A 15,112-nucleotide genomic window follows, 5' to 3' on the forward strand; every position below is an offset into this window, starting at 1 on the left:
ATGCGTAATCGTTTAACTTTGGTGGCAACCCTGTGTGTTGCTGCTCTCGGGCTGACCGCGTGCGGCCAGTCCAACACCCAGACGGAGACTTTTGCCTTCCATACCCCGGGTGGCCAGGTGGAAATCTTCTACGATGAGGCGGATCGCGTCCCTCTCCAGGAGTTTTCCGGCGAATCCCTCATGGAGGAGGGCGCCACAATCAATCTGTCGGATTATGCGGGCAAGGTCGTCGTGCTCAACGCATGGGGGCAGTGGTGCGGGCCGTGTCGAGCTGAGGTCGACGATTTGCAGCGAGTACAAGAGTCGCTTGGCGACGACGGCACTGTCCTTGGTATCAATGTCCGTGATTACAACCCGCAGATCTCCAGGGATTTTGTCACCGATAATGGCGTGACCTACCCGTCGATTTATGACCCGCCTTTTAAAACAGCGGGCGCACTCGGTGGCGTTCCTACTTCGGTAATTCCGACAACGATTGTTCTAGACCGTGAGCACCGCCCTGCTGCGGTGTTCCTGCGTGAAGTGTCCGACCAGGACATTCTCGATGTGACGAATCAGCTGATTTAACCATGGGCGAATTTTTTGCAGACATGGCCACTTCTGGCCCCCTTTTGATTGGGCTATTCGCGGCCGCCGCGGCAGGGCTTGTGTCCTTTGCTTCACCGTGCGTGGTGCCACTGGTGCCTGGTTACATGTCGTATCTGACAAGTATTGTCGGTGGCGAAATGGTGCTCGATGAGGAACACGGCATCAAGGTGGGCAAGAGGCGAAACCGCGCTGTTGTAGGCGCTGCCTCGCTGTTCGTCTTGGGATTTAGCGTTGTTTTCATCTTGATGACGGTCTCAGTCTTCGGCGTAATCAGCCTGATCCAACTAAACCAAGAGCTCTTGATGCGCATTGGCGGCGTGGTCACCATCATCATGGGCTTTGCTTTCTTGGGCTTTCTCCCAGGTCTGCAGCGCGATACCCGCATACAGCCTAAGAAGTGGACAACGTGGATAGGTGCTCCGCTGCTCGGTGGCGTGTTCGCACTGGGCTGGACACCCTGTCTGGGCCCAACTCTGGCGGCGATCATTTCCGTATCCGTGGGCACCGAGGGCATGACAGCCGCACGCGGCGTCCTGCTCATCCTGGGCTACTGCCTCGGGCTGGGTCTGCCATTCATCCTGGTTGCTATTGGGTCCTCGAAAGCGATGGGTGCGTTCGAGTGGCTACGAAAGCACTCGCGCACGCTGCAGATCATCGGCGGCGTCACCATGATTCTCGTCGGCATTGCCCTGTTTACTGGCGCATGGAACTACTTCATTAGTTGGACGCAGTCGCTCGTGGCAGACTACGGTACGACGATCATTTAGAAAGAAAGTTGGTTGACGTGCGCTTCGTGTGGACTTGGCTGAAAAAAGGCTGGCACTGGCTAACCAGTATGCGCACTGCGCTGATCCTGCTGTTCTTGCTGGCTCTTGTGTCGATCCCTGGGGCACTCTTGCCACAGCGCTCGATCAGTGAATTCAGGGTCGACGAGTACAAGGCCGCGAACCCCACGATGGGCGAGATCTACGATCGCCTGCAGCTGTTCGACGTGTTCAGTTCCTCATGGTTCATTGCCATTGTCACGCTGCTGATGATCTCGTTGGTGGGTTGTATTATTCCGCGTTCGTGGGACCACTACAAGGCGTACACAACCCCGCCGACCAGGGCGCCTAAGTTCTTAAACCGCATGCCTTTGCATACCGAAGGCGTTGTGGACAAGCCCTTGGACGAGGTCGCCGCGGATACCAAGAAATACCTGAAGCGTTGGCACGTCGAGGAATACAGCGCCGAGGAGGACCGTGCAGGTGCGCAGTCCCTGGCCGCAGAGCGTGGCTACTCGCGTGAACTCTCGAACCTGATTTTCCACATCGGGCTTGTGGCAATGCTGGTCACCGTCATGATCGGGCGCCTTGCCTACTACGAGGGCCAGGTCATCATTGTGACCAACTCGGAATCCCAGCATGCCGTACCAGTGGAGCAGTCCAAGGAATTCTGTAATACCTCGCCTGCAAACTTTGACAGCTTCCGCGCCGGCCCGCTCTTCGACGGCACCGGGCTGACCCCCTTCTGCTTCGAATCACACAACTTCGCCACCGAGTACACCCCGAATGGGCAGGCATACGAGTTCACCTCGGACATTTCCTATGCACTCGGCGACCAGATCTACACCGCGAAGGAAACCTGGGAAGACTACCAGCTGCGCGTAAACCACCCGCTGCGCATTGGCGGCGACCGCGTCTACCTCCAGGGCCACGGCTTCGCACCACAGGTGACCGTGACCTGGCCCAATGGTGAGTCCCGTACCCAGATGATCCAGTTCCAGCCGGACGACCCGACCTACTTCCTCTCCTCGGGCGTGATGCGCTTCGATCCTCCGGCAGGCATGTACCCCGACCTCTACGAGCGCCGGCAGAACCAGATCTCCATCGAAGGCCTCTTCGCCCCGACCGCACAGTGGTCCGGCGAAAACGGCGACATGCTCACCTCGGTCTACCCATCGATGGAAGACCCAGCCATGGCCGTGGACATTTACCGCGGCGATTCCGGCCTGGATTCCGGCCGCTCCCAGAACATCTTCGTGCTGGATCAGACCCTCATTGCTACGGGTCAGCTTCAGAAGGTCGATCGAGTCAACCTCACTCCCGGCGAGGAAGTCACCATCGACGGCGGCGTAACCATTCGCTTCGACGGCGCCGCCGAGTACGCCAACTACCAGATCTCCCACGACCCTTCCCAGGGCTGGGTCCTGGCTACCACGGTGATCATGCTGGCCGGCCTGATCGGTTCGCTGATGATCAAGCGTCGTCGCATCTGGGTGCGTCTGCGCCCAGCCGATAACGGTGGTACGCACGTGGAAATTGGTGGCCTGGCGCGCACCGACCGCGCGGGCTGGACCGGCGAATTCGAACGCGTCGCAGCAAAGATCCTGGGCCGCGAGGAAGACGATGACGACGGAGACGACATCGACGGCGTCGAGCGAGAGAGGCTTGACGACGAGTAAAAGCGCTGTGGATCACAGCTGTGCTTCTCTTGTACCTTTGCAGGTCATTGGGGTAGCGTAAATTCCATGTTTGTTAATGCCGAGCTGGCAAATCTCTCAGATTTGTCATTCCGTACAGCCTTTGTGATCTACCTGGTAGCTCTCGTTCTCTCTCTCATTTATTACGGCAAGATGCAAGGCGTTATTGATATGCGCCGCATCCGTGACGCGCAGGAATCCGAAGAATCAGAGTCCGCAGAATCCTCTGAGGCCTCAGAGGCCTCAGAGGCGAAGGAGCTGGTCCACGCCGGTGCGGCTTCTTCCGAGGCCTCCGGCTCGTCTGAGACTTCCGAGTCTTCTGACTCCTCTGGCTCTTCTGGTACCAGCACCGTTGACGAGGACTCCACATCAGACAGCCTCGCAGACGAGAAATTTGACCAGGCGGAGTACGACAAGCGTGTGGCAAGTGCTCGCAAGTTTGCTGGCATGACCCAGGCAATGGTCTGGTTCGGCATTGCCCTGCACGTGGTTTCTTTTGTCACCCGTGGTTTTGCTACCGGGCGTTTCCCACTGGGCAACATGTACGAGTACATCTTGTTCATGTCTGCGGTTGTCATGATCATCGCCGCCGTGGTTGCTCAGCGGAAGGGCTGGCACACCATGTGGCCGTGGGTTCTTACCCCGATGGTCGTGTTGATGTACTTCAACTCCACGGTGCTCTATGCAGATGCCGCTCCTGTGGTTCCTGCACTGCAGTCCTACTGGCTGCCAATCCACGTTTCCTCGGTCTCTATCGGTGCTTCCATCGGTATTATTTCCGGCATCTTTGCTCTGCTGTACCTACTGCGTATCTGGCAGCCTAAGGGCAAGGAGAAGGGCTTCTTCGGTGCTTTAGCTAAGCCTCTTCCAAGCGCGAAGAAGCTGGACTCGTTGACCTACAAGTCCGCCATTATCACGCTGCCACTGCTGGGCATTGGTATTTTGCTCGGCGCGATCTGGGCAGAGGCTGCCTGGGGCCGTCCGTGGGGCTGGGACCCGAAGGAAACGGTTTCCCTGATCACCTGGATCCTCTACGCGGCGTACCTGCACGCACGTGCAACCGCTGGCTGGAAGAACTACAAGTCCGCGTGGATTAACGTCCTGGCGCTGGCAACCTCCATCTTCAACCTGTTCTTCATCAACATGGTTGTCTCCGGCCTGCACTCTTACGCCGGCCTGAACTAAACGCGAGGCTAAGAAGAGAAGGTAGCTCGATCTCGGCAAGAAATCGGCTGCGGGAAGTGTGCATACTTCCCGCAGCCGATTTTTCTATTCAAACAGTTCCGTGCAGGGGTGAAATGAGCCCAAACTATCTGATGATTTCAAAATCTGTGAAAAGGTAGACATTTTTCCAGATAAGATAGCTAGAAAGCTGTACGCGAATTCGTGACTGAGATCACGTTCATCCACTCAAAAGGAGTACGTCATGGCTGGGCCCAGAAACAAAGCCGGGAAACCGGCGAGCGAGCAACCGGTCCTGATTGACTTAGGTGAAACCCTAGCCTCCCGGCGCAGGGAAACCGGTCGGCTTCAACAGGAAGTGGCCGAAGCCGCTGGGGTGTCGCGGTCAACGCTGCACACAATCGAACACGGTGGCGCTGGGGTGCGTTTTGAGAAAGTAGTCGCAGTTGCCCATGCTCTGGGACTTGAGCTGGGCTTCTTTGACCCCAACGAAGCAACTAAGAGCGAACAAGATGAGAGCGAAAAAGAAAAGCAAGCCTAATTAGGCTGTTCATCGGGGCCTGATTGCCCCTCGCGGAACTTCCTCTGGCGCTCCTCTTCTTCTTTCGCACGCCTGTCGGCTTCTTCTTTGGCGCGGCGTTCCTTAAAGCGGTTCTTCTCAATGTTCCAGAGAAACTCTTCGTCGTCATCCGGCCCTTTGATGGCCGGTGGTTGCTGAGGAGCAGATGTCGAGTCAAGACGCTTGGAACTGCCCGGCCCGAATGCGCGCCACAGCAGCCAGATGGCCACGATGATCAAGATAATTAATAAAATGCGTCCCATGCCTCCACGATACTAGTTAGGGGTTACCACTTTTGATTGAGTAGGGTAGTAGTTTGTGACCACCCCTCAGCAAAACTCTGAAGCTCCGGAACTCGACCCCGCAGTGCGCAAGCGCGCCAACAAAGCTGTGGCGGTCTATGGGTTGCTCCGTTTGCTTCTTTTCATCCTACTCACCGTGCTCATCCAGCTCGTTGCCCTCCTGGTCAACGCGCCTGTGCCACTTGTAATGTCAGCGCTGCTGGCGCTGATCGTGGCTTTCCCACTGTCCATGCTGGTGTTCCAGAAGCAGCGCGTCGAGGCCACCCAGGCAGTCGCGGCTTGGTCGGAGCAGCGCCAGGCGAAGAAGCAATGGGTCCGCGACCAGCTAGCCGACCGCTAATTACCAAATAGCGCCGCGATCACGATCATCGCGGGCAGCGCTAAGAACGTAGTAATAAACACGGTATCGCGCGCGACGACCTCACCGCGCTGATACGTCGCGGCATAGTTGTACACGTTCTGTGCTGTCGGCAGCGCCGCCAGAATCACGCTGGCGTACAGCAGTTCGGTAGAAAGCCCCATGGCCACGCCCACAGCCCACGCGATCACGGGCATCACGGCAAGCTTCAACGTCGATGCGGTGATGATGGCAGGGCGATCCGGCTTGGACACCAGCACCTTTCCGCCGTAGAGCGAGGCACCAAAGCTCATCAAGATCATCGGAATCGATGCGCCACCTAAGATCTCCAGCGGCGCCATCACAGGATCCGGCACGGTCCAATGCATCCCCGCGATGATCAGCCCGAGCAGGGGCGCGATGACCACAGGCGAGAAGATGCCACTGCGGATCGCCTCCAGGATCTTGCGCACGCGAGATCCCGAGGAGGATTCGTCGACACTCAAGCCCGCAATCACAAACGGCGTGATAAGCACCATTTGCACCACGAGCACAGGGATTACCCACGTAGCATCGCCGATGACGTAGATGGAGATTGGCAGGCCGATGTTCACAGAGTTGAAATAGCTTGACGACGCAGCCCCTGCCGTCGTTGTGGGGATGTCCTGCTTGAAGAACAGCCGAGACAGAATCCAATAGAGCGCCGCCGTGGCGAACGTGGCGATAGTAACCACTAGGACCACAGGGGAGAAGAACGTGGAGACATCGGAACGTGCAACCGACGAAAACAACAGTGCAGGCGTGGCCACGTAGAACGCCGTGCGGTTGAACATGAGCCGTTCTTTACCCGGTCCGATCACGCCGCCCCGGGCGAGGAAGTAGCCTGCTCCGATGACGACGAAGATGATGGCGAAGCCGGTGATGACGTCAAGCACGTACTTTGATCCTTACCTGTAAACCTGTTTCAAACTCTGTTTCAAACGTACGACCAGAACTCTACTAGGTGAAGGGGCAGCAGTTGGCGCTAGTAGCTGGATAGGCAACGTTTCAAAGGGGCATGGAGAGCGACCTGCCAAGATAGGATAAGGCTATCTCGGGCCCGGCTGAGTGATTGTTTTGAAGGGGGAACATCAGCGCCTTCCGCGACTCGTAGCTTTCCAATTGCGCTCTCCGGTCGCACCCTGGGCTTCGGGGCAGCGATTGTTCTTGGAGCGGACTTTGTTGCCGTGCTCATTGCACTTATGTGTAGCTTCGCAGCCAGCATGTTCTCGCGGTGGCAGAAGAAAGAGGATGCCCCAGCTGACTGAACCGGGCACTACTTTTCGATATCGAACACTACGAAAAATCCGCCCAAAAACGCCGTTTTAGGCATGATCTGTCAGACATAATTACTAGTGTTCGATATTGACCTGAGGCCACTTACGAAGCCGCCCCGCCAAAGAACAACGCAACGGTGGTCAAGATCGACCACAGCAACATCGCCCGGCCATTCATGCCCAGCACGGGGATGAGCGCAACTCCCTTGGTGCCCTTCAACACAGTCAATGTACTTTGCAGCGCGAATGGCAAAGCCAGGAAACCAATTAGTACCGGAGTATAAGCCGCTGCCAAAAGCAGGCTCATGATGAACGGAGTCATCGAGAGCAGTGCGAACAGGCGCCTAGAATGCTTCTGGCCGAGGCGCACGGCAAGCGTGATCTTCCCGCTCTCGCTGTCGGAAGGAATGTCGCGGATATTGTTGGCCAAGTTCACGCTGGCAGACATCGCGCCGATACCCACGGCAAGCGCCAATCCGACCCAGCTGACCTGGAGAGACTGGGTGAACTCGGTACCAAGAACGGCAACCAGACCGAAGAAGATGAACACGGCAACCTCGCCGAGTCCACGGTAGCCATAGGGGTTCTTGCCACCTGTGTAGAACCACGCTCCGGCGATGCACACGGCACCGACAATGATCAGCCACCAGGCAGACCACAGCGACAAAATGACACCTGCAACAGCAGCGACTCCGAAACAGATAAACGCCGCGCTCTTGACATGCTTCGGGTCTGCCAACCCAGAGCCCGTCAGGCGGGTAGGGCCGGTGCGGTCATCGTCGGTGCCGCGGATGCCATCGGAGTAGTCATTGGCGAAGTTCACGCCGATGATCAGTGCCCACGCCACGATCAACGCTAGGAGCGCGCGTCCGAGGTGTGCACCGTCATGGAATGCTGCAGCACCAGTACCAGCGATGACCGGGGAGAAGGCATTGGCCCAGGTGTGGGGCCGGGCGGCCTGCCACCAATCGCGGCGGGTTGCAGTGTAGGTAGCGCTATTGCTCATGAGATCAATAATGCTCCAAAAGCAGACTAAACGCTAAAGAGCTCCAGAACCTTCGTCCGGTCGACCTTGCCCGGGCCAATCAGGGGCATCTGGTCAAGCTGTTTTACTTCTTTGGGGATCTGCCAGCGTGGGAGTTGATCAAAGGCTTCAAGCAGATCGGCAAGAGTTGCCGAGCCCGTATACGCCGCCGAAATGCGCTGGCCCAGGCGAGAATCGGGCACACCAACCACGCACGCCGCGTCGACACCTTCGACACCAAGCATGAAGTTTTCCAGCACTTCCGGGTGGAGCTTTAGCCCACCGGAATCGATCACCGCGTCGAGGCGCCCAGTGACATGCAACACGCCCTCGTCGTCAAGCATGCCCCCATCAGACGTGGCGAACCAACCGGGCTCGGCGAACGCTTCGTGGTCGGGCATGTTGCGGTAGCCGTGCGCGATCATGGGGCCGCCGAGGTGGATGCGGCCGTCGGTGACGCGGACCTGCGCGCCGGCGATCGGCGTGCCGTTGTAGACGCACCCGCCGGAAGTCTCCGAGGACCCGTAGGTGGTGACAACGTTGATGCGCAGGGCCTTGGCGGAGGAGAGCAAGCGCGGGTGGATGGAGGAACCGCCGACGAGGATGGCGTCGAAAAGACGCAGCGCTTTGATACCCTCGAGGGTCTCCATGGCCTTATCCAGTTGCATCGGGGTCAGCGAGGTGTAGCAGCGATCGCCCGTGGACTTTAAGTCGAAGGCGTAATGCGCGAACTCCGAAATGTTAAAACCGTGCGTGAGATCCAGCGCCGCCGGCTCAACGCCTGCGATAAGGCTGCGGATGAGCACCTGGAGGCCAGCAATGTGGTGTGCGGGCATGGCCAACAGCCACTGGCCCGCGCCACCCAAATATTGATGCGTGGCATCCGCACTGGAGACCAAGTTAGCGGGGGTGAGCTGGGCACCCTTCGGCTTGCCCGTGGAACCAGATGTGGAGACCACGAGCGCAATATCTTCGCTGATATCCGAGCCCGCGCGCTGAGTATTAATCAGCAGATCCGCGCGTGCTTTATCTTTCAGCGGCACCGGCAGCAGCGTGCGTTGGCCCGAGATCGCTTCCTCCAGGTCAGGCAGGATTGCCGTGGGGTCGGCGGGATTAACCGCCAATACCTCCAACACGTGGGTCACCCTAGTTCTCCGAGTTATCGGAGTTATCTGGCGCGGTGAACTGCTCCAGGTACTCAGGCAGCTCGCGGAAAAGTGGCAGGGGGGAGGACTGCTCTTCGTCGACAGCAACAAGCGTGCGCTGAATCAGCAGGGACGGATCCTTGAACGGCGTCTGCTTGCCCTTGGTATCTAGCGGCCACCAGTTAAACAGCGTTGCGGAGTAGAATTGCAGCTGCTCATCGCCCACGATGGACACGAAGCGTGTGTTCAGGCTTGCCTGAGCGTGATGGTCTTTTCGCTTATCGACGACACTCGTGGTCTCCACATCAGCCGCCTCGTCAGGAGTCGGCTCAGTCAGGTCTTCGAAGATGGCACGGAAAGGCACCGCCCCGTCGAGGACCCACGCGTAAGTGGCAATGTTCTGGTGGAAGGCGTGATTGCTCTCGGCTTCGCTGAGCAGCATCACACCAGACTCCAACACCGGCGACTCCGTGACCTGCTGAGTCACGTCATCCCAGCCCTCCGGCAGCTCCCAAAAAGTACCCGGGGTGCCGAAGCCGTAGGGGGAGATCCCTCGGATGGCGATGTCGTGGTGAGCAAGGCGGTCAGCAAGAAAATCCGTCATGGTTTACAGACTAATCGGTGGTGGGTGTGGGTGGGGCGTTGCGGTGGGGGTTGGTTTCTGTTGGTGCAGCAAACTAAGAATCCCCGCTTGCGCGGGGAAGTGATGCCGAGACGCTTAATTATGGCTCATGCCCGCAGTCGCTGGCGATTCTGCATCACTTTGCCTATTTTAACCTCCAGCAGAGTCGAGTTAAAAAGCTCGCATTCAAAAATAAATTAACTAATTAAGTGTATCGGTTGACCAAACGTATAAATGTCGTTTATGCTACGAATATGACCACTCTGAACAGGACTCCAGTTGAAGAGCTTTCAAAGTCAACAATCGCACGCGCATCAGACACATTTCTTCAAAACTGTTCGAATGCGTCGAAAAGCCTTTGGGCGAAAACTGGAGAAGATGAGCAATGTATGAGCCTTCCTCAACACATTGCGGATTCCCTGTGTGCTGCTGCTTATATTTGGGAAGATTGGGTTTCTGGCTCGGTTAAGGGCACTCTATCCCGTTTGACGGGCTTGGATGTTGGCGAAGTCCAACGCCTTTATTTGTTCCTTGCTGGATGCCATGACTTAGGGAAATCGACACCGGATTTTGAAGCAATGGCACGAAAGATCCCTGGACAGGGACATTTGGCAGCTGCAGTTGAGGATGCGGGACTTAGTCTGCGGTATGCAAACGAGAAGGGGGCTGAGGAATGGCTTCCCCACGGAAAATCATCTGGTTACCTGCTCTGGGAAGGACTAAAAGGCAAAGGGATTTCATTACGCCTGGTTAATAGTCTTGCTTCCGTGGTTGAGGCGCACCATGGTATTTCCTCGAGTGTGGCGTGGAAGAAACTCGGCAGTGGCTTTAGTCGTCTTGGAAAGGAATGGAAGTCTGTCCACGCAGATCTTTTCAATGGAGTTTCTACCGCAACTGGTGTCGACCAGGTACTGACGGTTCTTGAGGAAAAGGAACGAGACCTTAACGCCGATTCGCTCCAGCTCTTAACGGGGCTAGTGGTGATGGCTGACTGGATCGCTTCGAATACCAAGGCCTTTCCACTTCAGGTTGAAGGAGGACAGGCGGAACGCTTGCGTTGTGCTGTCGAGGAGATCAAGCTAACTGGACCCTGGGCGCACAGGGTTGAGATTGAAGATATAAACCAGTTCTATCGGCAATCTTTTGGGTGGCATGAGAGCTTTAAAGTCCGCCCCGTTCAAGAAGTCGCAGTGCGAGTTGCTAGACGTATCGCGGAGCCTGGTGTTCCGTCCCTCACCGTCATTGAAGCGCCGACAGGAGAAGGAAAAACGGAGGCGGGGCTCGCAATTGCTCAAATTTTAGGGAGCGCTTGTGGCGCCCAGGGGCTTTTCTTCGCGGCTCCAACGATGTCTACTGCAAATGGCTTGTACGACCGAACGTCACGTTGGGCGAGTCGCGCAGCACAGGGCGAGTCAGTCTCGTCGATGTATCTTGCGCATTCGAAAAATCAATTATTTCGCCAATTTCGTGAACTGAGGTTTAGCGAAATTGGTCAAGACGAAGACGAGTACGGCTCGGTCATCGCCTCGCAATGGATGTCTGGAAGCAAAAAAGGCCTCTTAAGTAATTTCGCAGTTGGCACCGTCGATCAGGTATTAATGCTTGCATTGCAAATGCGACATTCTATGCTGCGGCATGTTGCCTTAGCGGGAAAAGTCATCATTATTGATGAAGCCCACGCTTACGATGCCTATATGTCGGCGTATCTCGAAACGGCTTTGTCATGGCTAGCGCGCTACGGGGTGAGCGTGATCATAATGTCTGCAACGCTTCCGCCGACACAACGCAAGAACTTGGTGGCTGCATTTGCAAAGGAATTACCTGGCGTTGAGTCGCTGAACGAGGTAGAGAAAGTAAAAAGTGCCCAGGGGTATCCCTTAGTTACCTCCGTTAGCTCCAATGGCATTCGGTATGAAGTAGCCACCGCCCGCCCCAGCGACCTCGTCGCTTCGATAAAAATTATCGATGACGATTTGTCTACCCTAAGCCACAAGGTGGAAGAGCTGCTCACGGAAGGCGGAATTGCTCTTGTGATCTGCAATACCGTGCGCCGAGCCCAAGAAGCCTACGCAGCGCTGACCAATATTTTCCCTGGGGAGACGCAACTTCACCATTCCGCTTTCATAGCCAGTGATCGGTCCGCGAAAGAGGACGAATTGCGTCGCGTACTTGGCCCCAGAGCTCACCGTGGGGAAGATCGGCCCGAACGTTTAATCGTTGTGGCAACTCAGGTGGCGGAACAAAGTCTCGACATCGACGCAGATGTTTTGATTACAGATATCGCCCCTATGGATTTGATTATTCAGCGCGCCGGACGCTTGCATCGGCACAGCAGACCAGAAGAAGACAGGCCAGGTTCGCTTCAAGTACCGCAGATTTTACTGCGAGGAATTCTCCAGGAACACCCAGTACCTGTTTTCGATTCCGGTGCCGAGGCTGTGTACGACGCGGCCATTTTGATGGCTACGTTCCACCACTTGCCACAACGATTCCGACGCCCGGATGACATCGAAAACTTAGTGCGACATACATACGAGTTAGTGGAACAACAAGGCCCAGTACCAATGGAATGGGAGGACGGCTGGGCTGCAGCGCTTGCATCCAACCGCGAGAAACGGGATGACGCCGAAAGTAGAGCTAAGGATTTTAGAATTCCAGAGCCTTCCCAAGCTGAGCATCTCAGTAGCCTTTTCAAGCGAATATCTGGCGGAGGAACAGATATCTCGGGTGAAGAACGAGGCATAGCCCAAGTCCGAGACGCGGAGCCCAATGTAGAAGTTATTGCCATTCAACGGTCCGACTATGGTTACCGACCATTTGGCCTCAGTGATGAGGCTGATCTCCAAGATTCGACGGATTCGGATTTGTCTTATAAACAGGCGTTGCGTTTGGCAGGTTCGACAGTACGGCTCCCAGCCTGGGTAACACGACGTGAAACTGACTTCGAAGAAGTGATTTCCGCTTTGGAGAGGTGCACTCCTACAACCTGGCGCAACAGCTCCCTTCTCCGGGGAAGGGTTGCCCTAGATTTTGACAGCGCCGGTGATGCCGAGATTGGCAGATTTTTGCTCCACTACTCACCGGAACTCGGACTCACCGTTGAGGTGAAGAACTAGTGGCAATACATCGGCGCATACGCGCTCCAACTCATTTCATTTATAAACCTAAATCATCACAGTCAACATACTAAGAAAGGAGGAAGCTATGTTTTCCCTAATCTACGAACCGTGGATCCGTGGAGAGAACCGTCAGGGAGCAACAGTTGAAGTCAGTTTAAATGATGTTTTCGATGGAACAGCAGACCTTGTTCGTCTTCAAGGAGATTCTCCTGTGCAAGACTATGCTGTTCTTCGGGTGCTACTTGCAGTATTTTGGCGAGCGCACGTCCCCGAATCCCATGTAAACCCAGGTGAGACCTTCGGATTTTCGTGCTGGTTTGAAAAGACGTGGAACCTATTGGAAAAGTCCAGTGCGGATCCTGCCTCGGTGGAATACCTTGAAAAGTACGCAGATCGATTCAATCTATTTGACCCTGAAAAACCATTCATGCAGGTTGCGGATCTGCATACGAAAGATGGGTCATACCGGCCAATTTCCCTGCTAATCCCAGAGATCAACAGCAAGTATTTCACCATGCGCGCTGGACACGGTGCCGAATCCGTGAGCTTCGCAGAAGCAGCACGGTGGCTCATCAACTTACATGCTTTTGATTTCAGTGGAATTAAGACCGGAGTCGAAGGAGACAGTCGTGCTAAAGGAGGTCGGAGCTACCCCATTGGTCAAGGTTGGTCGGGACTTACTGGCGGTACTGTTATCCAGGGAGAATCCCTATTGCAGACCCTACTGTTGAACACAGTTGCAGAAGCGATCTCTGTTGAAACTGATAGGCCAGTTTGGGAGAGGCTCCCGGATGGGCCAGACGTGCGATCGAAAAATCTGCCAGTTGACACCATAGAGCCAGCGTCATCACAGCCACAGGGACCAGCAGATTTGGCTACTTGGCAGACACGACGGGTTCGACTCATTACAGAAGATAACGCTGTCACAGGCGTACTTATTACAAACGGGGATCCAATTCCCGAAGCTGGTGCAAACGTGTTCGGAGATCCGATGACCCCGTATCGTTTCTCCGCGAATAAATCCAAGAAGGGCTTGGACGTTTATTACCCAAGGCCCTATGACTCACAGCGGACAATGTGGCGTTCTTTGGACGCACTCATCGTCTCGGAGACTGATGCGGGATTCAGCGAGAAAGAAAAGGCGCCAAAGCGTCCAGAAATTTTGACAAGCATCGCGGAAGTTTCGAACGATTTTGATGAGATACCCGAAGTTCTGAACCTCTCTTTGGTCTCTGTTGAATACGGACCAAAGGCTTCATCTGTCGCCTCAACTATTTCTGCCGAGGTAGGAATACCTACCGCGATGCTTTTGGAAAATCACGTAGACGTGCGTGATGCCGTCCGCAATGCAGCATCAACCACAGGCGATGCCGCAGTTGCACTGGGTCAATTTGCCGGCAATCTCAACACAGCAGCAGGTGGAGAATACTCATTTCAGGCGCAACATACTGACGGCCTATTGGCTGAGCTGGAACCGAGATTTCTTGAATGGCTTCGAGAATTACCGGTGGCAGACGTGATGGAATCTGATGAAATGCACGCCCAGATCGGGAATTGGCAGCAGACGGTTCGCAATGCCACTGAAGAACATGCGCAGATATTGCTTAAAGGTGCAGGACCCAAAGCTTTTATTGGCAGGCAGGTCTTCCAAAATGCCGATGATACAAGAGGGCGATTGGTCTCAGCAGGATCGGCGTATAACCAACTGAAGCGCAAACTTGACGAAGTTCTGCCTGCAACAAAACCGGAGAAAGCCGACAGATCTTTGGCTGAATCGACAAAGAAGGTAGGAGAATGACTTCAACCCCAGTTTCCGAACAAGCTCATCAAGAACGGTCAGAGATTTATGGGACGCTAAAGCACTCCGTCCGCGCGACCTGTTCACGATTGCAGAGTTCATATTTATCAAGCGGAAATACTGCATCTGCTGCTGCGGCTCGAGCACAGCTTTCGAATCTGCGGCAAGGTGCAGGAGTCAGCCTAAAGACCAATCCTCTTGCTCTTGAAAATGTACTTTTCGTCCTCGAGCCTAGGCTAGATCCAGGTCTTCTCGGCAAAGGAGATGCCCCTTCACCTTCGGAAAAAGCAGCATTTTCAGCGATGACACTCTTCGCAGTGCACATGCAATCTGCTGCTGTACCGGTGCATCAGACAGGTACAAGCTTCGCATCGGCTTGCGGAAAACTGCACAGCCTTGAGCTCTCAGGCTCGATTAAGCCTCGCATTGACGCGATGCTTCTCTCCCACGATGACGATGCTCGTTTGATCCATGTTCGATCGTTGATCACTCTCTTACGAGCGCACTCAATTGCCTTCGACTATGGCCAATTTGCCGAAGATTTGCGGTCGCTCATGAACCCAAAAAAGCGCGCAGGCATCCAGTTGCGCTGGGGTCGCGATTTTGCTTACGGATCCTACACACCCACTACTCCTAAGAACTCTTAATCCTGAAAGGAT

14 protein-coding genes are annotated in these 15,112 nt (G+C 55.4%); 9 read left to right on the forward strand and 5 right to left on the reverse strand.

What is annotated here, in order from left to right:
• From ACXZ66_RS02415 to ACXZ66_RS02435, 5 genes are all read left to right on the forward strand, one after another.
• A complete protein-coding gene (locus ACXZ66_RS02415; RefSeq protein WP_458750240.1) occupies window positions 1-567 on the forward strand; it encodes a TlpA disulfide reductase family protein in 567 nt (188 codons plus the stop codon).
• Between the two features lie 2 nt (window positions 568-569).
• Complete coding sequence (locus tag ACXZ66_RS02420) at window positions 570-1,355, forward strand: cytochrome c biogenesis CcdA family protein (protein ID WP_458750242.1); 786 nt, start codon at window positions 570-572, stop codon at window positions 1,353-1,355.
• Between the two features lie 68 nt (window positions 1,356-1,423).
• Window positions 1,424-3,031 (forward strand): cytochrome c biogenesis protein ResB, encoded by a 1,608-nt coding sequence (locus ACXZ66_RS02425; protein ID WP_458750244.1) that lies wholly within the window; start codon window positions 1,424-1,426, stop codon window positions 3,029-3,031.
• A 66-nt stretch (window positions 3,032-3,097) separates the two neighbouring features.
• Window positions 3,098-4,234, forward strand: a complete 1,137-nt coding sequence (gene ccsB / locus ACXZ66_RS02430; RefSeq protein WP_458750246.1) for a c-type cytochrome biogenesis protein CcsB — start codon at window positions 3,098-3,100, stop codon at window positions 4,232-4,234.
• A gap of 241 nt (window positions 4,235-4,475) precedes the next feature.
• Window positions 4,476-4,772: a helix-turn-helix domain-containing protein gene (locus ACXZ66_RS02435; RefSeq protein ID WP_458750247.1), complete on the forward strand. Its 297-nt coding sequence runs from the start codon at window positions 4,476-4,478 to the stop codon at window positions 4,770-4,772.
• On the opposite strand, the gene ACXZ66_RS02440 is transcribed toward ACXZ66_RS02435, so the two are convergent.
• Window positions 4,769-5,053 carry a hypothetical protein gene (locus tag ACXZ66_RS02440; RefSeq protein WP_458750249.1) on the reverse strand — a complete coding sequence of 95 codons (285 nt, stop codon included), beginning with the start codon at window positions 5,051-5,053 and terminating at the stop codon, window positions 4,769-4,771. The two genes, ACXZ66_RS02435 and ACXZ66_RS02440, sit on opposite strands and share 4 nt — an antisense overlap.
• A 55-nt stretch (window positions 5,054-5,108) precedes the next feature.
• Here ACXZ66_RS02440 and ACXZ66_RS02445 point away from each other — a divergent pair, with 55 nt between their 5' ends.
• Window positions 5,109-5,432: a DUF4229 domain-containing protein gene (locus ACXZ66_RS02445; protein ID WP_458750250.1), complete on the forward strand. Its 324-nt coding sequence runs from the start codon at window positions 5,109-5,111 to the stop codon at window positions 5,430-5,432.
• Here ACXZ66_RS02445 and ACXZ66_RS02450 read toward each other — a convergent pair.
• From ACXZ66_RS02450 to ACXZ66_RS02465, 4 genes are all read right to left on the reverse strand, one after another.
• Window positions 5,429-6,364 carry an AEC family transporter gene (locus ACXZ66_RS02450; RefSeq protein WP_458750252.1) on the reverse strand — a complete coding sequence of 312 codons (936 nt, stop codon included), beginning with the start codon at window positions 6,362-6,364 and terminating at the stop codon, window positions 5,429-5,431. The genes ACXZ66_RS02445 and ACXZ66_RS02450 overlap by 4 nt on opposite strands.
• A 484-nt stretch (window positions 6,365-6,848) precedes the next feature.
• Window positions 6,849-7,751 carry a 1,4-dihydroxy-2-naphthoate polyprenyltransferase gene (locus tag ACXZ66_RS02455; RefSeq protein ID WP_458750254.1) on the reverse strand — a complete coding sequence of 301 codons (903 nt, stop codon included), beginning with the start codon at window positions 7,749-7,751 and terminating at the stop codon, window positions 6,849-6,851.
• Between the two features lie 26 nt (window positions 7,752-7,777).
• Window positions 7,778-8,914 (reverse strand): o-succinylbenzoate--CoA ligase, encoded by a 1,137-nt coding sequence (gene menE, locus ACXZ66_RS02460; protein WP_458750255.1) that lies wholly within the window; start codon window positions 8,912-8,914, stop codon window positions 7,778-7,780.
• A gap of 1 nt (window position 8,915) precedes the next feature.
• A complete protein-coding gene (locus ACXZ66_RS02465) occupies window positions 8,916-9,518 on the reverse strand; it encodes a hypothetical protein (protein ID WP_458750257.1) in 603 nt (200 codons plus the stop codon).
• 272 nt (window positions 9,519-9,790) lie between these two features.
• On the opposite strand from ACXZ66_RS02465, the gene cas3 reads away from it, so the two are divergent.
• The 3 genes from cas3 (at window position 9,791) to casB (ending at window position 15,100) form a co-directional block, all read left to right on the forward strand.
• Complete coding sequence (cas3, locus tag ACXZ66_RS02470) at window positions 9,791-12,652, forward strand: CRISPR-associated helicase Cas3' (protein ID WP_458750259.1); 2,862 nt, start codon at window positions 9,791-9,793, stop codon at window positions 12,650-12,652.
• 88 nt (window positions 12,653-12,740) lie between these two features.
• Window positions 12,741-14,453, forward strand: a complete 1,713-nt coding sequence (gene casA / locus ACXZ66_RS02475; protein ID WP_458750260.1) for a type I-E CRISPR-associated protein Cse1/CasA — start codon at window positions 12,741-12,743, stop codon at window positions 14,451-14,453.
• On the forward strand, window positions 14,450-15,100 hold the full coding sequence (gene casB, locus ACXZ66_RS02480) for a type I-E CRISPR-associated protein Cse2/CasB (RefSeq protein ID WP_458750261.1): 651 nt from the start codon (window positions 14,450-14,452) through the stop codon (window positions 15,098-15,100). The genes casA and casB overlap by 4 nt, the downstream gene beginning before the upstream one ends.
• Window positions 15,101-15,112 lie beyond the last annotated feature (12 nt).

The sequence above is a fragment of the Corynebacterium sp. S7 genome, assembly GCF_054401105.1.